Origin of the sequence: Paraburkholderia azotifigens, assembly GCF_007995085.1 — a bacterium.
Lineage (GTDB): Bacteria > Pseudomonadota > Gammaproteobacteria > Burkholderiales > Burkholderiaceae > Paraburkholderia > Paraburkholderia azotifigens.
On the sequence record NZ_VOQS01000005.1, the window covers coordinates 1923691 to 1947673 of the forward strand.

Below are 23983 nucleotides of genomic sequence, written 5' to 3' on the forward strand. Positions count from 1 at the left end.
GAATACATCCGACAGGGTAAATACGAATAAAATAAATAATATCCCAAAATAAATACTCGAATAAACTAATTTCACATCTCATCCCGAGGTGTCCAGAAATCAGATAACGAGGCTCCAAATGAAGAATCGAAAGAAAAACGCTGAATATCTCGGCACGCTGCTTGGCTAAGCCGGCAATCAGGTAGGTGAAGCACGGGTTCTGCTCGTCGAGGCATGCATCGGCCGGGCAGAATTCTCCTTTGTGCAACCAATCAGATTCGATATGGCAATCGTCACTATAGACCCCTCCCGTATTCGCGCCTTTGGCCCAGCGACAGATACGCATTTCATGGTCGTCACCAATCGATCATTGATCGACAATCTATTGATTGAGGAAAATGGCGGATATTCGAGTTATTGCAAAATACTGTTTGAAACGGGCCAGTCATTTGCGAGTCTGCTCCAGGAGCAGATTCCACCGCGTGCGCATGTGCTCGTCGTTTCCCCAGACGTATTCTTCCAGTCGCCGTCACAAGAACTGATCGGCGCACATCGGAAGCTCCTCGCAATGGCATGCAATTCGACTCCGACCGATATCGACGCAATCAGTCATTTTCTCCAGATAATCGAGAACACGGATCCGGCGAAACAACAACGGCACATCGACCGCTTTTTTCAGCTTGGCGAGCAGGCGGCGTATCTTGAGTTTGTCGACGAACAGAACGGCGCTGTCGCCCGATTCGATCATCTCGATGAAAGCTATTTATGGAGCGAGCAGGCCGGAACGTTGAACGACGGCGAACAACAGCTGGCGCCGTCAGGCGAAATCAGCGTTCTGCCGCTGCGCATTCAGGACTTCGATGAGAACTTGCGCCTCGATTTCAACGGCACGATTGCGTTGAAAGGTACGCCGATCCTGCACAATGGCACGCCCAGCTTTTTGCGCAGCGATCAGGCGCGATTGCACGGCTCGCTGGCCTCGATGGAGAGCGAGCCTGTGCTTGCCACGGTCGAGAACGGCGTGATCACCGCAATCAGCGCGACCCGCGGCTCCGGCAACCCGGCCCTTGCGGCGTTGCAAGCGTTGTTCGATGTGGATTCGCGCTACCGGATTCTTTGGGAAATCGGCTTCGGAATCAACACCGAAAACCGGATTCTTCCCGGCAATCACGCGATGAATGAGACTTACGGCGGTTCAGCGGGAGCGATTCATTTCGGGATCGGCCTGACTCCCTATACCCAATACCATCTGGACATCATCTGTCCGAACACCGTGGTGAAAACGAACGGCGGGGACTATCTGATCGGCAGCAAGACACCATCGATATCGCGAACACGCACGTCTGGATGCGCGTGTCTCGAATAACACCTGTACACGTCCATGAAATCGACCATTTTTCGCGTGCTTCCTGTCGGCCTTGCATTGGCGCCCGTCGGCTTTCTGTTCGGTGTACTGGCTGCACAAGCCCATTGGAGCACGACGGGTGTCCTGTTACTCAGCAGCATTGGCTTTACGGGAAGCGGTCAATTTGCGTACCTTGCGCTCTCGCAACAAGGCATCGCATCGACCGGCATATTTGCTGTTTTCCTCGTCATTCTCAGCATGAATCTGCGCTATATCCCCATGTCGCTTTCTGCCTCTCAGCCGCTGAAGCTATCCGTGCCATGGAAATTCGTCCTCGCCCACTGTCTCGCCGACGAGTCATATGCGACGGAGAGAGGCAGCGACAGCATCAGATCGCGCGTCATCATACGCATCGGCATTTTTCTCTTCTGGGTTGCCTCTACCGTCGCGGGCTGCGCGTTGGCGGCCTGGCTGCCGGACTCGCTAAGCCGGACGCTTTCCGGTTTGACGTTCCCCGTTAGCGCCATTCTCTTTGCACTGAGCTTCGGCAATGTCATGCAATACGTCCTCAACGGAACCCGTTCCGGCGGCGGAGCGGGGATTCGTCCGTTGGGCGTTCTGTTCGCCTGTGTTTTGACTTCGGTTTCTCTCGTTTTTCTACTCGGCGCGAAATACTTCTGGATACCCAGCATTCTGTCGTGCTACCTGATCCTCACAAAATATGGGAAGCAAGGTTTCGATGAATGAGATCCTGTTTTTGGGCGTAGCAATTCTTTTTGCGGTGAGTGTCGTCGTCCGCATTGCACCGACGTTCTCGAACCTGAATTTGTCCGCACGAGCCAGTTTCGATATCAAGAACATTTTGCCCGTCGCCGTGTTGGTCAACCTGCTTGTCTATTGCGTCGTGAGCGAGCTTCAACATGACCGCGTTGCAGCGGCAGCGGGATTTCTCGTGCTTGGTTTGATGCTTCTCCTGAGGAAACTCAATCTGCTCGTGATGGTGATGCTTGCATCCGCTACTTACGTGGCGGTGGCGAAGACTTTCCACGGTTGATAACTACCGTTTGACGGGTCGCATCCGCGGCCTGCCCGACGCCATCCGGTGCGGTTCGTAAGACTTGCTAAGCCCCCAGAACCGGGGCTGCACCGCGTTGCGCTATAGTCATACGCAGATCCGATACCCGGCGGCGAGGGCGCTGCCCGCCCCACGCGGCACAGCCCGGCGCAGCCTGCTCACACCATGCCCGACACGCCCATTCAGGTGCTGCTCGTCGACGACGACGCCGACCTGCGCGACCTGCTTCGCAATTTCTTCCAGCAACGCGGCATCGAATTCTCGGTGCTGCACGACGCTACGCATCTCGCGCGCAGACTCGAGCGCGAACGCCCGTCGATCATCGTGCTCGATCTGATGATGCCCGGTGTCGATGGCCTCACGGCGCTCAAGCAACTGCGCGCGAGCGGCGACTCCATTCCCGTGATCATGCTGACGGCGCGCGCCGATGGCGTCGATCGCGTGATCGGCCTGGAACTCGGCGCGGACGATTATCTCGGCAAGCCCTTCATGCCGCAGGAATTGCTTGCGCGCATTCATGCCGTGTTGCGACGCCATGCGTTGCATCCTGAAGCGCCGCCCGCCGAGCATCGCGAGGCGCTCGTGTTCGGACGATTCCGGCTCGACTTTGCGTCGCGCACGCTCTTTCGCGACAACGAGCCGATCAAGCTGACGGGCAGCGAATACGCACTGCTCGAAGTGTTCGCGCAGCATCCGATGGAAACGCTGTCGCGCACGCGTATCGTCGATCTGCTGCATGGTCCCGATTCCGAAGTGACCGAGCGCGGCATCGACGTGCCCGTGTGGCGGCTGCGGCGGCTGCTCGAAGACGATCCCGCCGCCCCGCGCCGCATTCAGACGATGCGCGGCATCGGCTATATGTTCGTGCCGGGCGAAACGGGCGAAGGCAGTGAAAGCGGTGACAGCGACGCGGACGGTGGTGACGCATCGCAATGAAGAATCCGTTCAATACGCTGTTCGGCCGTCTCGCGACGATGACGGTCGGCCTGATCGTGGCCGTGCACGTGACGTCGCTGTTCGTCGTGGATCGCGAGCGCGGCCAGATCGATGCCGAGCATGCGCGCCGCGACGTGATGCTTGCCGTGCAGGCGCAGCACGATGGCGAGGCGAGCGCGCGGCACGTCGCGCGGACGCTCGGCATCGAATATATCGCCGATGCGGATGTGCTCAGCTCCGGCTGTCCCGCGCCGTGCACGGGCACGAATGCGCCATTCGAGCATGATCTGCTGCCGCGTCTGCCTGCGGGCAGCCGCGTCGTGTTCGATCCGCGCACGGGGTCGCTGTGGATACGTTATGGAAGCGAGCCGTATTGGCTCTACATGCGCAACGCGAATCTGCCTGGCATGCGCTTTCTCGGTTCGTCGCTGGTGATGCTGGTGCTGGCCGTGTGCGCGGCGCTGCTCGCCGCATGGCAGTTTCAGCGTCCGTTGCACCGGCTCGCCGGTGCGGCTCGCGAATTCAGAATTGGACGGCGCGTGCCGCCCGTGCCGGAAAGCGGTCCCGCCGAGATGCGCTCGCTGATCGGCGACTTCAACCAGATGATGAGCGAACTCGGCAAGGCCGAGCAGGAGCGCGCGGTGATGCTGGCGGGCGTCGCGCACGATCTGCGCGCGCCGATCACGCGCATGCAGGTGCGCGCGGACCTGTTGCCGGATGCAGCCAACCGCAGCGGCTTCCTGCGCGATGCCGAGTCGCTGTCGCGCATCGTCACGCAGTTTCTCGACTATGCGCGCGATACGGCCGATCCTTCGCCGCACGCGAACGTCGATGCGCATTGCCGGCGTCATTATGGCGACGGGCTCGACGACGAAGCGCTCGTGCGCCTGCATCTGAATGCGGGCGACGGCTTCAATCTGCCGCTCGTGGATCTCGACCGGATACTGTCGAACCTGATCGAAAACGCGATGAACTACGGCGAGCCGCCCGTCGAGATCGCGACGTCCGCGCATAACGGCGTCTATACGCTCACTGTGCGCGATCACGGCGTCGGCATTCCGCACGAGCAGCTCGAACGCGCGCTGCAGCCGTTCACGCGGCTCGATCCGGCGCGCGGCGGCGACGCGCATTGCGGCCTGGGTCTTGCGATCGTACGACGGCTCACGCGTTATAACGGTGGACAGTTCGAATGCGATAACGCGCATGAAGGCGGGTTTCGCGTGACGCTGACGTTTCACCGCGAGAGCTAGCGGGTTTTGTTGTCGAAGCGCGTTGCTGGAGACGTTCGAAAATGCCGCCCTTCACGGGCGGCATTTTTCATCAGCGATGCGGCGCAAGCAGGATGCTCGCGATCACGCCCGTCGCGATCGCGGCAAGCACGAAGTCGCCATTGACCTGCACCCACTGATAACCCGACGGCGGCGGCTGGAGATCATGCGCGCGCCAGTCGTCGACGACATATTGCGAACGACGGTAGTCGGGCGGCAAGCGGTCGCCGCGATGCCAGTCGCGATGCGGCACAGGGCGATGCGCGTCGGGACCTTGCGGGCCTCGGGGACCGCCGGGGCCATCGGGGGCGCCGCGCTCGTCGGCAACGGGATGACGCCCCGGCCCGCCATCATCGCCGGGCGCATATTGCGCAAATGCCTGGCTCTGGGCGACCACACACGAAACAGCAAACAGCAATACAGGTACAGCTTTTTTCATCGAACACTCCCCAAACAAGGTGAGAGTGTTTTTGCGCGCAACGATTCAAACGGGGTTCTTACTGTGCCTTACGGGCGCTTCACCCCCTCCTCATTCTTCTCTAATTCCCCGCCGCTACGATGCACCTCATCCGCTGGTACACATTCTGTCTGAAGGAGGTCATCATGCCGCTCGCAGCCATCATTCAAGGCACGCCAATCTGGGTTTGGGTGCTGCTCGTCTACCTGCTCTCGCGCGGGTTCAAGGCCATGAACAGCGGCACCGCACCGCTTTCAAAACTCGCCATCGTGCCGCTCGTCTTCACGGCGTGGGGCATTCTGCATCTGATTACCGATCCGCTGGCGGGCTGGTCTTCTGTGCTCGTCTGGGTGGTCGGCGCACTGGCGGGCATCGCGGCTGGCGTTTTCATCGCGAGCCGGACGCGCTTCATCGTCGATCCCGTTGCGAACACCGTCATGCTGCCGGGCTCCATGTTGCCGCTGGTGCTGATCGTCATCACGTTCGCGGCCAAATTCTGGCTCGGGGTCGAACTGGCGACTGCAACGAGCCTCGCGGCGCTCGGGGGGTACGTGCTGCTGAGCGCAGCGGTGTCGGGTGTCGTGGCTGGTGTTTTCGCTGGACGCTTCCTCACGTACTGGAAAGCAATGAACGCACGCCGCGTCATTCAGGCGTGCTCGCAACACGCATAAACGCCGGATGCGAAGCGGGACGGTGCCGGCATCCATCAGGCACGCCCGTTGCGGCCGGCGACTCCGATGAAATGTCGCCAGACTTGTTACTCCCGGCGAGCCCTTGTTCCGGTCCACACTGTCTCTCGACAATCAACAAGCGATAAAGCCGCGCCCCATTCACGGGGCGCGGCAGCTTGTTCAAATCAGGAGGTCGCACGAGCCATGTCACCATCAGACCAGAACGGAACGAAGCGCGAACAGCCTGCGATGCACACGCCGCCCGTCGTATCGCCGCAAGATTGGGAGGCAGCGCGTCAAGAATTGCTCGTCAAGGAAAAAGCCCACACCCGCGCCCGCGATGCGCTCGCCGCCGAGCGCCGCCGCATGCCGTGGGTGGCCGTCGACAAGTCCTACGTTTTCGAAGGACCAGCAGGCAAGCTGAGTTTGCCCGACCTGTTCAACGGCAGGCGTCAGTTGATCGTCTATCGCGCGTTCTTCGAGCCCGGCGTGTTCGGATGGCCCGAGCACGCGTGCCGGGGCTGCTCGATGGTAGCCGACCAGGTCGCTCATCTTTCGCATCTCAACGCACGCGACACGACGCTCGTTTTCGTCTCGCGCGCGCCGCAGGCGGACATTGCGCGGCTGAAAAGGGACATGGGCTGGCAGATGCCATGGTTCACGATCACGGACAGCTTCGACGCCGATTTCGGCGTCGGCGAATGGCACGGCACGAACGTTTTCTACCGCGACGGCGACCGCGTGTTCCGCACTTACTTCATCAATAATCGCGGCGACGAGCAGATGGGCGGCACGTGGAATTATCTCGACGTCACGCCGTTAGGACGGCAAGAGGTCTGGGAAGACTCGCCCGAAGGCTATCCGCAGACGCCGACGTACAAATGGTGGAACTGGCACGACAGCTATGTCGACGACGCGCCGCCGGACCGGAAATGGGTCGAGGTATCGGACGCGGGCGAGGCGGCGTTCAGGAACCAACAGAACCCCTAAGACGTCCTGAATTCAGGCTGCGAACGTCACCTGCCGATCTGCTTCGCCGTCACCACCTCCGGCGTGCCGCCCGCTTCGCCGCTGCGCAGCTTCACGCGCCAGCTGCCGTAACCGGTAAAAGGAAACTGCGCGAACGCGCTTTTGACGAGCCACGGAATCGGATGCAGCGTATCCGCATTGCGATCGAGGCTCGTCGCCGTGACTTTATACACTTCCTTGCCCGTCGCCGATTCGAACAGCCGCAGCGTCATCGAATGCCGGTACTCGCGCCCGAACGGCGCAAAGCCCGGCTTCGTACCGCCCCCGCACGCGGCGTCCGCGCAGCCGTCGACGCTCACGCCGACGGCTGCCGGCCGCGTGTCGTAGGCCAGCGAGAGCATGTAGCTCGCGCGATCCGCCGCCCGATCGACCAGCCCGTAGTTGCCAAGCTCACTGTGAATCAGCGCCACGTATTGCTCGCGCGCGGCGCCCGTTTCCTGCGACGGCGTCGGCACGATCGCGTAGGTGCGCTCGCCTTGCAGCACCAGCGCCGTGCCCGACACCTGAACATCCGTCGTCACGCCCGCGCATCCCGCGAGCCCCGCCACGCTCGCGACGACGACGGCAGCACCACCCAGCATTTTCTTCACGTTCTTCTCGCTTCGGTCGAATACAGTTCGTTCACGCCGATTCATCGAGCCCCGGCAGCGTGATCGTCAGGGCCGTTCCTTTGCCCCGCGCGCTCTCCACGTGCACGTCGCCGCCATGCCGCGTCACCACGGCTTTCACGAATGCCATGCCGAGCCCCGTGCCCGTGGCTTCGGGCCGCTCGGCTTCGTGAAAGCGCTGAAAGCGCTCGAAAAGATGCGCCTGGTTTTCGGCGGACATCCCATAGCCCTCGTCGCGTACCGTGCAGCGCACGCGAGGCGGCCCTTCACCCGTCGCACGGTTTTCGCGCTCGACGCCGCAGGTAATACGCGTGTGGGGCGGACTATATTTCACCGCATTGTTCAGCACGTTGACGAGCGCGCGCGTCATCAACGAGCGGTCCGCGTTGATCCAGTGGCCGTCGCCCTGTTCGTCATAGGTCGCTTCGAGACGGATATGCCGCGCCTGCGCCTGCGGCCACACTTCGTCGCTTGCGTCGATCATCAGTTCGACGAGACTCACGGGTTCGAGCGAATAGGCCTGCGACTCGGCGCGCGCCAGTTGCACGAAGTCGTCGGCAAGCATCAGCGCGCGCTGCGCATAACGTTCGACGCGGTCCAGCAGATCGGCCATCCGTTCGGAATCCGGCGCGCGTGCGCGCTCCAGTTCGACGAGCGCAAGAATCGATGCCTGCGGCGAACGCATGTCGTGCGACAGCAGACGCAGCGCATCTTCGCGCAGACGTTCGGCGGCATGCACAGCCGTCACGTCGACGAGGCCCGCAATCCAGCCGATCACCGCGCCTTGCGCATCGGTGCACTTCGCGTAGCGCAACAGATGATCGCGCTGGTTGCGGTCGCGCACCTCGATGCCCTGCTCCATCATGTCGGCGAACGCGATCCGGCCGGGATCGAGTACGGCGGGCCAATGCGTGCGTCCGAATGCATCGGCCTCCGCGCTGGAGCCAATCGACTTCACGAAGCCGAGTTCGCCGAGCACATGGCGCATCTGCCTGCCTTCGAGCGCCGCCGCGCCGAGCCGTTCGAAATAGCGCTTCGCCGCGTGATTCGCGATCAGCACGTCGCCGCGCACGTCGCTGACGAGAATCGGCTCCGGCACGCTATCGAGGCTGTTCCACACGAAGCGCTTCATGTCCTGCACTCGCCGCGCCGCCTGCGCCATCAGCGCCATCTGCTGCGCGAGCGCGTCGCCGCGAAATTCGCGGGTGCGTTGCGGCGCTTCGGGCAACAGATACGGTTCGTCGGCGAGGCGCTGCAATTCCTTGCGCAGATACGACATCGTCATTTCGAGCCGCCGCCAGTTCCAGATCGGATATACCGCAGCGAGTCCGACGACGGCGGGCACGGGCGACATCCACAGCCGCATGCCATAGAGCAGCGCGGCGCTGACGGCGAGCATCGTCGCGCAGAGCACGGTCGTCATCAGCAGCGAACGCAGCGGCGACAGCACGAGCAGGCCCGCAAGCAGCACGGCGAGCGGCACCAGCGACACGGCGCACACCCACATGCCGCTCACGGGATTGATCGCGCGCCCCGTCACCAGCGTATCGAGCACGTTCGCATGAATGTAGACGCCAGGCAGCGGACCGAGCCGGCCGGACACGGGCGTCGAGAAGCGGTCGTACAGCCCCGATGCCGTCACGCCGATCACGACGATCTTGCCGCGCAGCATGCCGGGCGGCACATCGCCCGCCAGAACGCTGGCAAACGAGACTTTCGGATAGGTCTGCGCAAGCGGACTGAACGGAATCAGCACGCGCGCTTCGCCGGTGTCTGCGGTTCCATCCTGCCCAGCCATCGCCGCACTCGCGCCATGCGCGAGCTTCGCCTCGCCCTGCAGGATCGCGCGCCATACGGGCACCGTCAGTTGAGGCCATCGCATGTGCGCATCGCCTTCGTACAGCGCGACGCTGCGCACAATGCCGTCCGCATCCACTTCGAGGTTGATGTGACCGAGCCCTGCCGCCGCACTCGCTAGCGGCTCGACGGGCTTGATCGCGACACGCTCGCCGTTCGCGGCTTCGGGCGACAGCAGAATCGGCAGATAAGTGGGCGTCGCGGCGATGGCGCGCGCCAGTTGGGCGTCGTCCGGTGCGGGCTCGGTGAAGAGCACGTCGTAGACCACGGCCGCCGGACTCGCTTTCGCGATCTGTTCGAGCAGCCGCGCATGCACGGCGCGCGGCCACGGCCAGCGGCCGAGTTGCGCAATGCTCGCATTGTCGATCTCGACGACGGCGATATCGGGCAGCACAGGATGCGCGTGAAAGCGCAGCAAGGCGTCGTAGACGAGATGATCGACGCTCGCGGTCAGCCGGGCGAGTGAGCCTGCCAGAATCACCGCGATGCCGAGGCAGCCGATGCACAGCCATTCGAACAGGAAGCGGCGCCCAACGGGCCGCCCGAGCCGGATGCGCGGATCGAAACTCATGCGCGGGTCGCGGGTGGTCATCACCGGGCCAGCGTGAACGAGCGGATGGAACTGCCTTTCTGGTAGAGCTTGCCATTGTCGAACTGCTCGGCGATCACGGTCCAGTAGTAGACGCCGGGCGGCAGATCCGACACGACGATCTGTCCCGCCGCAACGTCCGTCCGATCGACGAGCGGCTCGCGCAGATCGGCGGCCGTGGCGAGCACGAAGCGAAAGCGCGTCTCGACGCCCGTGCGGCTCGCGAGCCAGCGGAACTCGAAATCCCGGCTGCCGGCGCGCGGCCCCGCCGACACGTCGAGCGCGAACCGGCGGCGCTCGAACGCATAGGTCTGCGGCAAGCCTTCCAGACCGAGGCCGTCAATCGACACAATGCGCACGAAGTAGTTGCCGTCGGGCAAATCGCCGAACGACGCGTGCGGCGCGCTCACGCGCTGGTCGCGGATCAGGTCGAACAGATCGGCGTCGCGTGCAATCTGCACGCGATACGCGCGTGCGTTCGCGTCGGGCACGAGATCGAAGGCGATCTCCTTCTCGTCCTGCACCTTGCCCGGATCGGCGAGCACGGGCGCGGGCAGCAGCGCCACGGGAGCGCCGACGACGCCCGTCGAACGTGTCACGCTGCCGTAACGCGCGCCGATGAGTTGCGTCGATGCCTGCAGCGGCACGCCCGGCGCACGCGGCCGCATGCGTGCCGCATCGACACCGACCGCGCCGTCGAGCACGCCAACGGCCGTCGATTGCTCGTCGCCGTCATAGCTCACGCGAAAGCGCGTGCCGCGCACGCCCGCGACGACGGACGGCGAGCGGATCTGGAAGCGATCGTCTTTCTTCGTCGCGTGGTTGACCTCGCTGTCGACTTCGCCCTGCTTCAGCTCGATCACGCGATCCTTCGAGCCCGTCAGCACGGTCTGCCGCAACCTGCCGATTTCGATCGTGCTGTCCTGCGGCACGGACACATGCGACCCGTCGTCGAGTTCCAGCGTGACAAAGCCGTTGTGCCCCGTGCGCACGCGGTCGCCTTCGACGAGCACCATGCCGGCGTCGACGGGCGCAAACGGATTCTGTCTGAACGCATGCGCGGCCGGTCCGCTCACCGCGACGACTCGCGCCGCGCGCGGCTCCTGCTTCAGCAGTGCAATGGGCAAGCGCAACTGCACGCCAGGCTGCAGATGCAGCGGATCGGCGACATGATTGAGCGTGCGCAGCACCGTCCAGTCGTGCGGATCGCGCAGATAACGATCGGCGACGTCGTACAGCGTGTCGCCTGTCCGGGTCGTGTAGGTGGCGATTGCACCCGATGCATGCGGATTGGATGTCTGCGCGTTGGAAGTCGTTGAAAGCAGACCCAGTGCTGCAAAAAGAAATGGAATGGTGCGCTGAAACCTTCCGCGCGGTACAACCCCCGTCACGCATCCCCCTTTTCGAGCCGCTCTAGCCGATATCCGTAGCCGTAGATCGGCGTCAACCGATAGCCGTGTTCCGGGCGAAGCCCGAGTTTGGCGCGCAGCATCGACACGTGCGTGTCCATCGTGCGCGACGGAATGTCGACGTCCTGCCGCCAGATGGCTTCGAGAATATGCGCACGCGACAGCGGCTGACTCAGATGCCGGAACAGCAGCAATGCCAGTTCGAATTCCTTTTGCGTGAGCGTCACGGCTGTGCCGCGCGCGACGACCTGCTTCGATCCCAGTTCGAACTCGAATTCGCCGAAGCTTTCTTTCGTGGCCGCCTGATTGAGCTGATACGCGCGACGCAGCAACGATCTGACGCGCGCGAGCAGCACGCTCGTCGCGACGGGTTTCACGACGTAATCGTCGGCGCCCTTGTTCAGCATCGACGCGATGTCCGTCTCGCGGCTGCGGCTCGTCATGAACAGCACGGGCAGACGGTCGGAGAGGCTCCGACGCACCCAGCTCAGCACCTCTTCGCCCGACATGTCGGGCACGTTCCAGTCGAGCACCAGCAGATCGAATGTCTGACGGCGCAACTGCTTCACGAGCGCGGTGCCTTCCGCGAACGCATGGCAATCGTGTCCGTCGACCGCCAGCGATTGACAGACCAGATCGGCTTGCGCCACATCATCGTCCAGGACTGCAATTCTCATAGAACCCCGCACGCGAAAACGTTCTTCATGCCAATGGCGCGCAGGATAAAACAACGACGATTCAGATCCTCTACGCCGACTTACCCCGTTTGCCCGCGAATCGTCATCCGGCACCCGCCTGTTTTCACAATCGAAGGGACAGTATAAAAAGAGGGCGCAATAAAATCATTTAAAGATTGTCAGATCGTGCCGTGCGCGTCGTCTCGACATCGGGTGGTCCCCTCGGCGCTGACATATGACTGTCGTATATCGCCCCGTGCGATCGCATGAATTGGCAGGAAAGCTTTTGTAAGCTCTGCGCCTCGCTCATTCACAAAGCAATGCGCAATAGCGGTTTCTCCCTGATTCTGCCTTTTTGATTTGCGGCCAGGTTTCGTTTAGAAACCGTGCCGGTACTATATGTGATTCATCGCTTGAAATCTTTTAGCAATTGTCAAGTGATGGAAACACCCGCACTGAAAAATGGCCTGCACGCATTCAAAACTTCACTAACATTATTTAGCAAACTGACGGACGCAGTTTTGTTAGTCTGCCGATGCCGGATAACGAACGTCGTAGGTGAAAAGGCGCTGCAACTGATCGCAGCTTGAGCAATGCCACCTGACAATGCGAGGGTTCATCATGCTGATGTGGATTGCAAACTGGGCAGCACGCCACGCTCCGACTCCCGAGAAGCAAGCCGAGCGCGCGCTGAATGAGTTGCGCATGGAACTGTTCCGCGCGGAACAGCAGGTCATGGACGCACAGTTGCGCGCTGAATATTTTCGCGCCCGCCTGCTGTTTCTCGAAGATGTCACGCGACAGGGCATCGAAGCCGTATCCGATCAGCGCAAAGGGCAACAGGAATCGGCGCAGCCATCGCGGCCAGGTCCGCGGCTGAGCGCCGCGCAATAGCATGCACGGCAGTATCCACGGCGCTAAAAAAAAGAAGCCGCAGCACAGGTTGCTGCGGCTCTGACAATGCCACTTGCGGTACGGTCACCGCAGATTCATTCTGGGACCTTGCGGCGAATGCTTCAACGGCGATTCCGTCGATTTGACTATCCTTAACACCCGCCGCTCGCGCTCTCGCTGTTTCGTGCTAATCACGCAGCCTGATTCAAACTCGCAAACGTCGCACCGCGTTCGACGAGTTCCACCAGCAACGGCGAAGGCTTCCAGAAGAGGGGATCCGCCTTTTCGAATTCGCGGATATCCGCGAGCAGCGCGGGCAAGCCGATCGTATCGGCGTAATGCATCGGGCCGCCGCGATACGCCGGAAAACCGAAGCCGTTGATCAGCGTCACGTCGACATCGAGCGGCCGCAATGCGATGCGCTCGTGAATCACGTTCGCACCTTCGTTGATCATCGCGGCCATGTAGCGGCGCACGATCTGCTCGTCCGTGAAAGCGCGCGGCGTGACGCCGGCACGCTCGCGCTCCGCGTCGATGATCGCTTCAACTTCGGGATCGGGCGCGCCGCCGCGCTTGCCTTCTTCATAGCGGTAGAAACCGCGCGCCGTCTTCTGACCGAACCAGCCGCGCTCGCACAGGCGATCGGGAATCTGCACATAGCGCGCGTTCGGATCGCGCGTCGCCGCGCGGCGTTTGCGCGTGGCCCAGCCGATATCGCCGCCCGCCAGATCGATCACCTGATACGGTCCCATCGGAAACCCCAGCTCGCGCACCGCCTTGTCGATCTGATACGGCGACGCGCCGTCTTCCATCAGATGATCGGCCGCCGCGCGATATACCGCGAGCATCCGGTTGCCGATGAAGCCGTCGCACACGCCCGCACGCACGGGCACCTTGCGCAGTTTCTTCGCGAGATCGAAGGCAGTCGCGACGACGTCGGCGCTCACGCGCGCAGGCACCACGACTTCCAGCAGCTTCATGAGGTGCGCGGGCGAGAAGAAGTGCAGACCGATCACGTCCTGCGGCCGCGATATGCCGGCCGCGATGGCGTCGATGTCGAGATACGACGTGTTGGTCGCGAGAACCGCGCCTGGCTTGCACACCCGGTCGAGTTGCGCGAACACGGCCTGTTTCACCGCCATGTCTTCGAACACGGCCTCGATCACGACATCGACTTCGGCAAGCGCTTCATATGACGTGCTGCCGCTGAATCGTGCGAGCTTCTTCGCCTTGGCGTCGTCGGTGAGACGTCCCTTCGCGATCAGGCCGTCATACACTTTTTCCATGTGCGCGCGGCCGCGCGCGAGCGACGCGTCGTCGCGCTCGATCATCGTCACGGGCAAGCCTGCATCGAGCAGCGCGACGGCGATGCCCGCGCCCATCGTGCCGCCGCCGACCACGCCGACGCAAGCGATCGGCCTCGGCTGCGCACTGCGCGTTTCGGGCGCCTTCTGCACTTCCCGTTCCGCCTGGAACGCGTGGACGAGCGCCGCGCGCTGCGGACTGTCGAGGCACTCGAGAAACTGCTTGCGCTCGAAGCGCAGACCGTCTTCGAACGGCAGCGTCAGCGCGGCGTCGACACAATCGACGATCTTCAGCGGCGACAACAGGCCGCGCGATTTCTTCGCGGCATCCGCGCGCGCGGCGGCAATCGCGGCTGCGCCGGCGTCCTTGTCGGCGAGCGCCTGCGCATCGCGCGTGCGCCGCACGGGCGCATGCTCGACCAGCAACTGCTGCGCATACGCGAGCCCTTCCGCGAGCACGTCATCGCTATGACCGACGCGATCGACGAGTCCCATCTTCAGCGCCGGCTGCTCGCCGATAGGCTTGCCGCTCAGCATCAGCGAAAAGGCCGCCTCGGCGCCGATCAGGCGCGGCGTACGTTGCGTGCCGCCCGCGCCCGGCAGCAGCCCGAGCAGCACTTCGGGCAGGCCGAGCTTCGCGCCAGCGACCGCCAGCCGATAGTGCGCCGCCAGCGCGATTTCGAGTCCGCCGCCCAGCGCCGCGCCATGAATCGCGACAACGACGGGCTTGCTGCATGCCTCGATACGATTGCACACGTCGGGCAGCGTCGGCATTTGCGGCGGCTTGCCGAATTCGCGGATATCCGCACCGGCGATGAAATTGCGCCCCGCGCCGACGATCAGCACGGCCCGCGCCGCCGCATTCGCTTCGGCAGCCTCGATCGCCGCGACGAGGCCACGCCTCACGTCGACGCCCAGCGCGTTGACGGGCGGATTGTCGACGGTGACGAGTAAGATGTTGCCGCGCAATTCGCAGGTAACGGGCGGTGTAAGTGGGGTCGGCGTCATAGGCTGTGTCTCCTCGTGCGGCGGATGAGCGGAATCGCAGACGATTGTCCTGGCGATAAACTCAATTGACAATCGCAGCATCCATTGACAGAGTGTCAAGGATTCTTTGACAGTAACGCCGCCTTGGACGTCAACGCGCTCACGCTGCTGGTCGAGATCATCGATGCCGGCAATCTCAGCGAGGCTGCGCGGCGGCTCAAGATGACTCGCGCCAACGTCAGCTATCACCTCAATCAGTTCGAGAAGTCGCTCGGCCTGCAGCTGGTCAGGCGGACGACCCGCCGCGTCGAGCCGACCGAAATCGGGCTGAAACTCTACGAGCATGGCCGCGCGATCCGCAATTCGCTGCTGGCCGCGCAAGAATCCGTGTCGACGCTCGGCGAAAGCCTGCAGGGCCGCGTGCGTCTGTCCGTGCCGAGCGGCTACGGGCAACTGGTGATGTCGGCATGGCTGATCGCGTTCAAGCGCGACTATCCGGGGATCGTGCTCGACGTGATGTTCGAAAACCGCGTGGAAGACTTGCTGCGCGACGAAGTGGACATTGCCGTGCGCGTGATGTCGGAGCCGCCGCAAAATCTCGTCGCACGCGATATGGGACCGGTGCGTTGGGTCGCGTGCGCGTCGTCGGCGTATGCCGCGCAGCACGGCATGCCTGACGAACTCGAAGCGCTGCGCACGGCGCCGCTCATTACGTCCGCCGTCGTTGGCCGGCAACTGCGACTTGCCGCCTATCTCGGCGACGAACGGCACGAGGTGATGCTCGAGCCCGGCGTGATCTCGGAGAATTTTCTGTTCTTGCGCGAGGCGGTCCTCGCAGGACTGGGCGTCGGACTCGTGCCCGACTATGTGGTGCATGACGACATCCAGCGCGGCGACGTCGTCACCGCGCTGGATACGTGGCGGCTCAGCATCTTCGGCACGAACATGTACATGCTGTACATGCCGAACCTTCACCACACGCGCGCAACGGCGCAGTTCATCGAATTCATGCTCGGCGAAGCACGCAAGGCCGGACGCGGAGTGCCCTCGACGCGTACGTGAGCACGCTTCCGGCTACACCTTCGCGACAGCCTTGGCGCGCTTTTTCACATCGCTCGCGGGCTTCTCCAGCTTCTCAGGCGTCGCCACGACGGCGCTTGCCCGCTTGAAGTACGGCGAACTCAGCGTCGCCGCGCCCATGTCCGATGCCGCGCTCAGCAACGACGGCGCGAGCTCCTTCAGCCGCGATTCCGGCAGACGGCTGGTCGGCCCGGCCAGGCTGACGATGCCCACCACTTCGTTCGTCACCGGGTTGCGCACGGGCGCGGCAATCGACGTCATGCCCGCCTCGTACGTCTCGATCGCCACGCCGTAGCCGCGTTGACGCGCGCCGTTCAGATCCTTGAGGAACTGCTGAATCGTTTTCGGCGCGCGCGGCGCGTTCTGCGATTTCGCGGCAAGGCCGCCCTGTTTCGATACGAGTTCGATTGCCCGTTCGTCCGACAGCGTCGACAACCAGGCCTGACCGCTCGCCGTGCAATGCAGCGGCGGCTGGCTGCCCATGTCGGGGTCGTAGCGCAAACCGGACTTCGCGCCCTGCGCCTTGCCGACGAAGGTCAGATGATCGTCCTCGACGACGCCCAGCCGCGCCAGTTCGCCCGACGTTTCCGCAAGCCGGTCGAGTACCGGCTGCGAAATGTCGAACACGCCGCTCGTCGACAGATAGATCAGCGCCAGCGACACCAGCTTCAGCGCCAGCATGTATTCGCCGTGGTCTTCGTCCTGACGCACGAAGCCTTCTTCGATCAGCATCGACAGCAGACGATGCGTGCCGCTGCGCGGAATGTTGAGCGTATCGGCGATGGCCGCGAGCGGCATGCGGCCGCCGTTCTTCGCCAGCAGTTCGAGCACTGCCAGCGCCCGCTCCAGATTGCCTGCCATGTGGGTAGTCTCATTCAATCAGTGATACGCAAATGAGAACACGATTCCACACTGGAATTCAAGCGGATTCGCGCCCCGGGCCGCATGACGTGCCATCGCTTCCACTGCCATCGACGCTCAGGTCGTTGCGTAAGCCTGTTCGATGACGGCCAGCGTCGCTTCGCGCAAACGGCGCGCGCGCACGACCGCGGGTGTCGTCCTGGCCCATTGCTCCGTCGGCACCTCGATGCTGATGGGCAGATGATCCGGCAACGCGCGCAGAATGCCTGCGAGATCGAGACCGCCTTCGCCGGGAATCATCCGTTCGCAGCGCGCCTGGAAGAGCAGCGTGTCGAGGTCGGCGGGACGTTCGGCGGGTGCGTCGCAGAACTGCACATAGCCGAAATACTCGCGCGGCAGCGAGCGCAATTCGTCGAGCGAACACGCCGCGCGATCGAAATGCAGCGGATCGATGATGAGCCCCGTATTGCGCCTGCCGCTCGCCTTCACGACGCGCGCGCCCTGCGTGATGTTCTTCACGTCGGTCCACGGCATCGGTTCGAGCGAAGGCGAGAGACCGAGCGGCGCCGCGAGATCGCACAGTTTGCCGAGGCGGTCGACGGTGCGCGCTTCGTCGGGATCGTTGCCCGCCACGAGCACGTAGCGCGCGCCGAGTTCGGCGGCCGTTTCGAGCATCGGCTTGAACGACGCGACGTCAGTCTCCGGCTTGAGCCGGATGATCTCGACGTCGAGCACGCGCATGCCCGTGTCCTTCAGCACCGCGAGCGTCTCGCGCTTGAGCGGCGTATCGCCGACAATCTCGTGCCGCACTTCATGATCCGTCGCGGGCAGCAGGCGCAGGCCGACGAAGTCGTAGCCCGCGTCGGCTGCGCACTGAACCATCTGCGGCGGCGCGAGTTCGAGTGCCGTCAGCGCCGACAGCGACAGCGCCCGCGATTGAGCCTGGGTCATGGTGTCTCCTTTATCCGTTTTCGTGTCGCGTTCCAATCGAGCCGTATGAATCATGTCGCCTAGCGCAGCGGCGAGAAAGGCGCGGGCATGTAGATCGTCGACTCCATCGTCGTCAGATGCGCCGGTCCGCCCTTCGGCGGCCAGATGCCGTCCTTCACGGCTTCCGCGCGAACGCGCGAACGCTCGTCGACGCTCGCATACGGCCAGATGTTCAGAAAGCGCGGCACGGTGCCGTCGAGCGAATACATCGCGCCGATCAGCGGCGAACGCTTCGTGCGCTCGGGAACGGCTTTTTCCCACGCGTCGATCGTATGCTGCAGGCTCGCGAGCTTCGTGCCGTACACGCGCATTTCATAGATGCCGCCATGCACGGCGGGTTCGATGGGCGGCAGAAATGGAAAGAGCGCGTAGCTTTCCACCTTCACGTCGTCGACGAACTCGCCGCAGCCGAACGGATTGCCTTCCAGCAACAGACGCCTGCGCTCGTTCACGAGCGCCGCTTCCGATTCGAAGCCGCGCAGCACCATCACCTTGCCGAGCGCGCCGATATCCGAATACCAGCAGCCGAGCAGCGTCGCACCCGCCTGATTGCCGTTCGCCTTGATGCTTTCGAAAACCTGTGCGTTCGTGCCGATTTTCACCGTCAGCGTGACCGTGTCATACAGTGTCATTGCAGTGTTCCTTTGATGTGAATGGATGAGCAGGCGCGCGTGTCGTCATGCGCCGCGCCAGCGAGAGAAAGTCCCGCGAGATAGCCGAAGGTCATCGCCGGTCCGAGCGTGATGCCGCCGCTCGGGTAGCAGCCGCCCATCATGCTTGCGCTGTCGTTGCCGACCGCGTAGAGACCGGCAATCGCGCGGTCGTTGCGGTCGAGCACGCGCGCGTTTGCATCGGTGGCAAGACCGGAAAACGTGCCGAGACTGCCCGGCAGCAGCTTCACGGCGTAGAACGGCCCGTTTTCGATCGGCGCGTTGCACGGATTGGGCGTGTGCTCCACATCGCCCTGCACCCGGTTATAGGGCGTCGAGCCTTTGTGGAACTGCGGATCGAAGCCGTCTTTCGCGTAGGTGTTGTAGGCCGAGACGGTGTTCTCCAGTCCTTGCGGATCGATGCCGCATGCCGCCGCGAGTTCGGCAAGCGTTGCGCCGCGCTTCAGATAGCCCGAGCGAATGGCGGGCGCAACAGGAAACGGAAACGGCTTCGAAAAGCCCAGCCCATAGCGCCGCTGAAAGCGCTGATCGCAGATCAGCCACGCGCACACTTCCTGGCCCGCAGACGTGGTGCCGAGCAGCGCCGAAATGAAATCGTGATACGACGATGCCTCGTTGACGAAGCGTTTCCCGGCGCGCGTCACGGCAATCACCCCCGGTTTCGCGCGTTCGATCAGATGCGGAAACGCGACGCCGGGCGCACCGCCGCGTTGCGGCACGAGCGACACGGGCGCCCACGCCGCGGGCGCATCGAGCGCGCCGTCGAACGCACCGCCGATCGACTCGCCGAGCCGGATGCCGTCGCCCGTATTGCTGAGCGGCGCCGCCGACCAGTGCTCGCGCCCGGACGGCGTATAGGCGAACTCGTGCGCGCGCCGCTCCACGTCGTGCGGAAAACCGCCGCACGCGAGCACGACGCCACGCGCCGCATGCACCTCATGCACGACGCCCTCGATCTCCACGCGCGCGCCCGTGACGCGCGCTTCGTCGCGCAGCAGACCGATCGCCCTGGCGCGCGTGCGCAGATCCACGTTGCGATCCGCCGCCGATTTCAACAGCCGCGCAACGAGCGCGTTGCCGTTCACGAGATGCATCGAGCGTCCATAGCGCAGCTTTTGCCACGCGAACGCCGACAGTCTGCGCGCAGCGTACAGCGCCGATTTCAGCGAGCGCGTCGCGCGATAGAAATGCGCGAGATCCTGTCCTGAAGCGAGCGCCATCCCCTTCAGCGTGACGACGCCCAGCGGTTCGCGCAGCTTGTGAATCAGCGGGCCGAGTTCGCGTCCGTCGAACGGCATCGCGCACACGGAACGGCCACCCGTTCCCGCGCCCGGTGTGGTGTGGAAATCCGGAATGCGATTGCCGTCGATGAAACGCATCGCCGTGTTCCGCTCGAAAAACCCGATCATCTCCGGGCCGCGTTCGAGCAGCGCGTCCGCCTTGGCTGCATCGAACCGCGCGCCGAGTTCGTTCTTCAGATAAGTGCGCGGCGCGTCGATCTGTTCGCGAATGCCCGCTGCCGTCGCGAGCGGATTGCGCGGAATCCACATCCAGCCGCCCGACCATGCGGTCGTGCCGCCGAACACGTCCTCCTTCTCCGCGACGATCACACGCAAGCCCTGCGCCGCCGCCGTGACGGCCGCCGACAGCCCGCCCGCGCCGGAGCCCAGCACCAGCACATCGCATTCGAGAATCGGTTCACGTTTCATCTTCGGTTCTGCTCGTCCGGGGAATTCACCAACTATGGAACTTACTTTCTTTCTGGAATACTATTCCACAAAATGCGATCTTGCAAAGATTTTGTGACGACGAGGAGGAACGACATGCGGGTACTGGTAACGGGCGGCAGCGGTTTTCTGGGCGCGTGGATCATGCGGCGCCTGCTTGCGCGCGGCATCGATTGCGTCGCGTTCGATCTGCACGCGAAGCGGCAGCTGCTGCACGCGCTCGCGCCCGAACGCGCGGCATCCGTGCAATGGCGCACGGGCGATATCGCGCAAGCCGACGACGTGACGCGCGCGCTGGACGGCTGCGACGCCGTGATTCATCTCGCGGGCATCCTCACGCCGGACTGCGCGGCGAACCCGGTGCGCGGCGCGCAGATCAACCTGATCGGCACGCTGAACATCTTCGACGCGGCGCGCGCAGCGGGTCTCAAACGCGTGCTGTACGCCAGCAGCGCAGGCGTGTTCGGCCCCGACGACGGCGCGACCCCGCATCCGCAAACGCACTACGGTGCGTTCAAGCTCGCGTGCGAAGGCTCGGCGCGCGCGTACTGGAACGACCATCGGATCGCGAGCGTCGGCTTTCGACCGCTGGTCGTGTATGGCGCGGGCCGCGAAACGGGATCGAGCGCGGCGCCGAGCCTCGCGTGCCGCGCCGCCGCGCGCGGCGAGCGCTACACGATGCCGTTCACGGGTTCGACAGGCTTCGTGTTCGCCGACGATGTCGCCGCCGCGTATGAAGCGGCCTTGCTGCGCGACATCGAAGGCGCACACGCCTTCACGCTGGCGGGCGAGATCGCGTCCGTCGCGAGCGTGATCGATCGGATCTCGGCGATCGTGCCCGACGCAAGCATCGACGCTGCCGGCGCGCCGCTGCCCATCGCGACGGCATTCCCGCACGACCCTGCGCTCGATCGCCTGCTGCCCGGTCTGCCGCACACTTCGCTCGACGAAGGCTTGCGGCAGACGGTGGCGTTCTATCGTCACGCGTTTCAGACGCAATAGGACGCCATCAGCGCGCGGGCGCCACCGGCCCGCGCGCCGCCACGGCCTGATGTACGGCGAGCGTCGCGGCGAGCGTGCGCGCGGCGTCGTCGGCGGAACACAGCGGCGCTTCCTCGCGCGCGATCACGGCGGCGAAATGGCGCAACTGCTCGTGATACGGATCGCCGCTGTGCGGCGTGCTGCGCTCGACCGTCAGCGGCTCGTGCCAGCCCTTGCGCGCGCGGTATTCCCACACGTCGAGTTGCGGCAGCGTCAGCGACGCATCCGTGCCGATCAGAAAATGCGTGTTCACCTGCTGACGCGGATAGTGCGCCGCTTCGCCCGCAGCAAGATCCCAGTTCCACGGCGACGCTGCGCAGTCGGATACGGCAAGCGTGCCGAGCGCGCCGTTAGCGAAGCGCAACAGCACGGCAGCCGTATCCTCGACTTCGAAGCCGCGCACCGCGTTCGACGTCAGCGCCTGCACCTCGACGATATCGCCGAGCAAAAAACGCATGATGTCGACATCGTGGATCAGGTTGATCAGCACGGGGCCGCCGCCCGCGCGCCGCCGCCATTCAACGTCGAAGTAGGCGTCCGGCTTGTAGAACGTGGCGAGCGCATTCGCCGTGACAGGCGTGCCGAGGCGTCCCGATTGCACGATCTCCCGCGCGCGCCGCAGGATCGGATTGTGCCGTCGATGATGACCGACCAGCAGCGGCACGTTGGCCTCATCGGCCGCGCGAGCCAGCCGCAGCGCTTCGTCGACGTTATCGGTGACCGGCTTTTCGATCAGCGCGGGCACGCCGCGCGCAATGCATGCGAGCCCCACGTCGACGTGCGTCGCATTCGGCGTCGCGACGATCGCGCCTTCCGGGCGCACCTCGTCCAGCATCGCCTCGTAGCCTTCGAACCAGCGCAGCCCTTCGCGCTGCGCAAACTCCCGCGCTGCCGGCGACGGATCCGCAATCGCCACCGCCTCCGCCTGCGGATGCAGCCGCGCCCGCTCCACATGCATGCGTCCGATCGCGCCCGCGCCGATCACCGCCAGACGTCTCCTTGCCATCGTCTCTTCTCCTTGGTTGAACACGGTTCGTTTCCGCGTACCAGGTGAATACCCGGATACTCTGAAATCCGCTTTAATTGTTGAATGCTATTCCAATTCGAACTAGAGTTCACCAAAAGTTTTCGATGCGCGGCGTGCTGCACGACATCGCGCGATCCACGGGATACGAAAGGAGCGGAGAGACAGATGAACGACAAGCACAAGCAGGCAGACGAACTTTGCAGCCACGACACGCCCGCCGCCGACGCAGGCGGCGGCGCAAGCACGCGCATGACGCGCCGCGACTGGCTCGCGACAGCGGGCAAGACGCTCGCGAGCGGCGCGGCCGTGCTCGCGGCGCCCGCCATCGTGCGCGCGCAGGGCGAGCAGCCCCTCAAGCTGGGCCTGCTGATGGCCAAGCAGGGCGTCTGGACGGAACAAGGCGAAGTGATCGCGAACGGCGTGAAGATGGCGCTCGACGACGCGAACAACCAGGCACGCGGCCGCCGCCTCGATCTCGTCTGGTACGACGAGCCGAATCCGCAGTCGGCGCAGCAGAACATGCAGAAACTCGTCGAACAGGACAAGGTGATTGCCGTGATCGGCGGCACGAACAGCGGCACGTCGCTGGCAATGTCGTCCGTCGCGAACCGCACGAAGACGCCGTATATCGCGCCGAATGCGGCCGCGCGCGAGCTGACGGGCAGCAGCTGCAACCCGTACACCTTCCGCGTGCTGAGCCCCACGCCTGTGACGTGCCGCGCGCTCGCGCCGTCGCTGCTCGCAATTGGCAAGAAGTGGCATTTCCTCGTCGCGAACTATGCGTATGGCCAGGACATCCAGCGCTCGATGTCCGATCTGCTGAAGCAGTCGGGCGGCACGATCACGGGCGCCGACGTGACGCCGCTCAACACCACCGACTTCAGCTCGTTCATCCTCAAGATCCGCCAGTCGAAGCCCGACGTCGTGCTGCTCGGCCTGCCTGGCGGCGACCTCTCGACCTTCCTCAAGCAGTATGCGGAAATGGGCATGAAGGACAAGATTCCCGTCGCGTGCCCGATCATCGGCGATTCGGATTTGTGGTCGATCAACGTCGATGCGGCGACGGGCTACTACGGCAAGCCGTGGCACTTCAGCTCGCCCGGTCATTCCCCTGAAGAAGCCGCGTTCATCAAGAAGTACACGGCGAAATACGGCAAGCCGCCCGCCGACAAGGCCTGGATCGGCTGGTTCACGACGCGCGCGCTGCTTGCGGGCGTCAATCAGGCGAAGAGCACGTCGGGCGCGGACATCGTGCAAAGCCTGGAGACGGTGCAGTTCGGCGACAGCAGCGGGCCCGCGTATTTCCGTCCGTGGGATCACCAGATGCTGCGCCGCTGGACCGTGTTCAAGGTGAAGGACCACATCACCGACAAGTGGGACTGGCTCAACCAGGTGTCGGCGGTGCCGCAGCACCCGTCGGAACTCGACAAGCTATACGGCACGCGTCAGGAAATCGGCTGCACGATGGCCGCGCGCTGAAATGCGTTCGACGGTTTCGAAC

Annotated in this window: 22 protein-coding genes; 11 read left to right on the plus strand and 11 right to left on the minus strand. The window is 63.8% G+C overall.

Translation table 11 applies throughout. The features are described 5' to 3' along the window. Positions 1 to 262: 262 nt before the first annotated feature. The 5 genes from FRZ40_RS40585 (at position 263) to FRZ40_RS40605 (ending at position 4585) form a co-directional block, all read left to right on the plus strand. On the plus strand, positions 263 to 1345 hold the full coding sequence (locus FRZ40_RS40585; protein ID WP_147238045.1) for a hypothetical protein: 1083 nt from the start codon (positions 263 to 265) through the stop codon (positions 1343 to 1345). A gap of 15 nt (positions 1346 to 1360) precedes the next feature. After that, on the plus strand, positions 1361 to 2071 hold the full coding sequence (locus tag FRZ40_RS40590) for an AzlC family ABC transporter permease (RefSeq protein WP_147238046.1): 711 nt from the start codon (positions 1361 to 1363) through the stop codon (positions 2069 to 2071). Further along, on the plus strand, positions 2064 to 2378 hold the full coding sequence (locus FRZ40_RS40595) for a hypothetical protein (RefSeq protein ID WP_028367336.1): 315 nt from the start codon (positions 2064 to 2066) through the stop codon (positions 2376 to 2378). Before FRZ40_RS40590 ends, FRZ40_RS40595 begins: the two co-directional genes overlap by 8 nt. A 186-nt stretch (positions 2379 to 2564) precedes the next feature. Then, positions 2565 to 3335 carry a response regulator gene (locus tag FRZ40_RS40600; RefSeq protein WP_035542246.1) on the plus strand — a complete coding sequence of 257 codons (771 nt, stop codon included), beginning with the start codon at positions 2565 to 2567 and terminating at the stop codon, positions 3333 to 3335. Then, a complete protein-coding gene (locus FRZ40_RS40605; protein ID WP_028367337.1) occupies positions 3332 to 4585 on the plus strand; it encodes an ATP-binding protein in 1254 nt (417 codons plus the stop codon). The genes FRZ40_RS40600 and FRZ40_RS40605 overlap by 4 nt, the downstream gene beginning before the upstream one ends. Positions 4586 to 4655: 70 nt before the next feature. On the opposite strand, the gene FRZ40_RS40610 is transcribed toward FRZ40_RS40605, so the two are convergent. Then, entirely contained in the window at positions 4656 to 5042 is a 387-nt protein-coding gene (locus FRZ40_RS40610) for an RcnB family protein (protein WP_147238047.1), read from the minus strand. Positions 5043 to 5206: 164 nt separating this feature from the next. Here FRZ40_RS40610 and FRZ40_RS40615 point away from each other — a divergent pair, with 164 nt between their 5' ends. Together FRZ40_RS40615 and FRZ40_RS40620 are read left to right on the plus strand one after the other, a co-directional pair. Further along, positions 5207 to 5731, plus strand: a complete 525-nt coding sequence (locus FRZ40_RS40615) for a DUF6622 family protein (protein ID WP_147238048.1) — start codon at positions 5207 to 5209, stop codon at positions 5729 to 5731. Positions 5732 to 5935: 204 nt separating this feature from the next. Continuing rightward, the gene (locus tag FRZ40_RS40620; protein WP_147238049.1) at positions 5936 to 6721 is read left to right on the plus strand and encodes a DUF899 domain-containing protein; all 786 of its coding nucleotides are present in this window, start codon (positions 5936 to 5938) and stop codon (positions 6719 to 6721) included. A 26-nt stretch (positions 6722 to 6747) separates the two neighbouring features. Here FRZ40_RS40620 and FRZ40_RS40625 read toward each other — a convergent pair whose 3' ends face one another. Genes FRZ40_RS40625 through FRZ40_RS40640 form a run of 4 tightly spaced genes read right to left on the minus strand, consistent with a single transcriptional unit; the run spans position 6748 to position 11900 of the window. After that, the gene (locus tag FRZ40_RS40625) at positions 6748 to 7341 is read right to left on the minus strand and encodes a DUF4136 domain-containing protein (protein WP_035542262.1); all 594 of its coding nucleotides are present in this window, start codon (positions 7339 to 7341) and stop codon (positions 6748 to 6750) included. 40 nt (positions 7342 to 7381) lie between these two features. Continuing rightward, positions 7382 to 9817, minus strand: coding sequence for a CHASE2 domain-containing protein (locus FRZ40_RS40630; RefSeq protein WP_147238050.1), 2436 nt, complete (start codon positions 9815 to 9817; stop codon positions 7382 to 7384). Continuing rightward, complete coding sequence (locus FRZ40_RS40635) at positions 9817 to 11205, minus strand: FecR family protein (protein WP_147238051.1); 1389 nt, start codon at positions 11203 to 11205, stop codon at positions 9817 to 9819. The genes FRZ40_RS40630 and FRZ40_RS40635 overlap by 1 nt, the downstream gene beginning before the upstream one ends. After that, on the minus strand, positions 11202 to 11900 hold the full coding sequence (locus FRZ40_RS40640) for a response regulator transcription factor (RefSeq protein ID WP_028367343.1): 699 nt from the start codon (positions 11898 to 11900) through the stop codon (positions 11202 to 11204). The genes FRZ40_RS40635 and FRZ40_RS40640 overlap by 4 nt, the downstream gene beginning before the upstream one ends. Before the next feature lie 621 nt (positions 11901 to 12521). On the opposite strand from FRZ40_RS40640, the gene FRZ40_RS40645 reads away from it, so the two are divergent. Then, the gene (locus FRZ40_RS40645) at positions 12522 to 12794 is read left to right on the plus strand and encodes a hypothetical protein (protein WP_028367344.1); all 273 of its coding nucleotides are present in this window, start codon (positions 12522 to 12524) and stop codon (positions 12792 to 12794) included. A gap of 191 nt (positions 12795 to 12985) precedes the next feature. Here FRZ40_RS40645 and FRZ40_RS40650 read toward each other — a convergent pair whose 3' ends face one another. Continuing rightward, the gene (locus tag FRZ40_RS40650; RefSeq protein WP_147238052.1) at positions 12986 to 15106 is read right to left on the minus strand and encodes a 3-hydroxyacyl-CoA dehydrogenase NAD-binding domain-containing protein; all 2121 of its coding nucleotides are present in this window, start codon (positions 15104 to 15106) and stop codon (positions 12986 to 12988) included. Positions 15107 to 15229: 123 nt separating this feature from the next. Here FRZ40_RS40650 and FRZ40_RS40655 point away from each other — a divergent pair, with 123 nt between their 5' ends. Beyond that, on the plus strand, positions 15230 to 16147 hold the full coding sequence (locus FRZ40_RS40655) for a LysR family transcriptional regulator (protein WP_147238053.1): 918 nt from the start codon (positions 15230 to 15232) through the stop codon (positions 16145 to 16147). A 12-nt stretch (positions 16148 to 16159) separates the two neighbouring features. Here the strand turns inward: FRZ40_RS40655 and FRZ40_RS40660 are convergent, their stop codons facing one another. The 4 genes from FRZ40_RS40660 to FRZ40_RS40675 form a co-directional block, all read right to left on the minus strand. Next, the gene (locus tag FRZ40_RS40660; RefSeq protein WP_028367347.1) at positions 16160 to 17026 is read right to left on the minus strand and encodes an IclR family transcriptional regulator; all 867 of its coding nucleotides are present in this window, start codon (positions 17024 to 17026) and stop codon (positions 16160 to 16162) included. 117 nt (positions 17027 to 17143) lie between these two features. Further along, entirely contained in the window at positions 17144 to 17977 is an 834-nt protein-coding gene (locus FRZ40_RS40665; protein ID WP_147238054.1) for a sugar phosphate isomerase/epimerase family protein, read from the minus strand. Between the two features lie 59 nt (positions 17978 to 18036). Continuing rightward, positions 18037 to 18648, minus strand: coding sequence for an NIPSNAP family protein (locus tag FRZ40_RS40670; protein WP_028367349.1), 612 nt, complete (start codon positions 18646 to 18648; stop codon positions 18037 to 18039). Then, on the minus strand, positions 18645 to 20396 hold the full coding sequence (locus FRZ40_RS40675) for an FAD-dependent oxidoreductase (RefSeq protein WP_147238055.1): 1752 nt from the start codon (positions 20394 to 20396) through the stop codon (positions 18645 to 18647). Before FRZ40_RS40675 ends, FRZ40_RS40670 begins: the two co-directional genes overlap by 4 nt. Positions 20397 to 20510: 114 nt before the next feature. Here FRZ40_RS40675 and FRZ40_RS40680 point away from each other — a divergent pair, with 114 nt between their 5' ends. Beyond that, entirely contained in the window at positions 20511 to 21416 is a 906-nt protein-coding gene (locus FRZ40_RS40680) for an NAD-dependent epimerase/dehydratase family protein (RefSeq protein ID WP_147238056.1), read from the plus strand. Positions 21417 to 21423: 7 nt separating this feature from the next. Here the strand turns inward: FRZ40_RS40680 and FRZ40_RS40685 are convergent, their stop codons facing one another. After that, complete coding sequence (locus tag FRZ40_RS40685; RefSeq protein ID WP_147238057.1) at positions 21424 to 22461, minus strand: Gfo/Idh/MocA family protein; 1038 nt, start codon at positions 22459 to 22461, stop codon at positions 21424 to 21426. Positions 22462 to 22647: 186 nt separating this feature from the next. Between FRZ40_RS40685 and FRZ40_RS40695 the strand changes: the two genes are divergently transcribed. Continuing rightward, positions 22648 to 23961 carry an ABC transporter substrate-binding protein gene (locus FRZ40_RS40695; protein WP_028367353.1) on the plus strand — a complete coding sequence of 438 codons (1314 nt, stop codon included), beginning with the start codon at positions 22648 to 22650 and terminating at the stop codon, positions 23959 to 23961. The last annotated feature ends 22 nt before the right edge of the window (positions 23962 to 23983 follow it).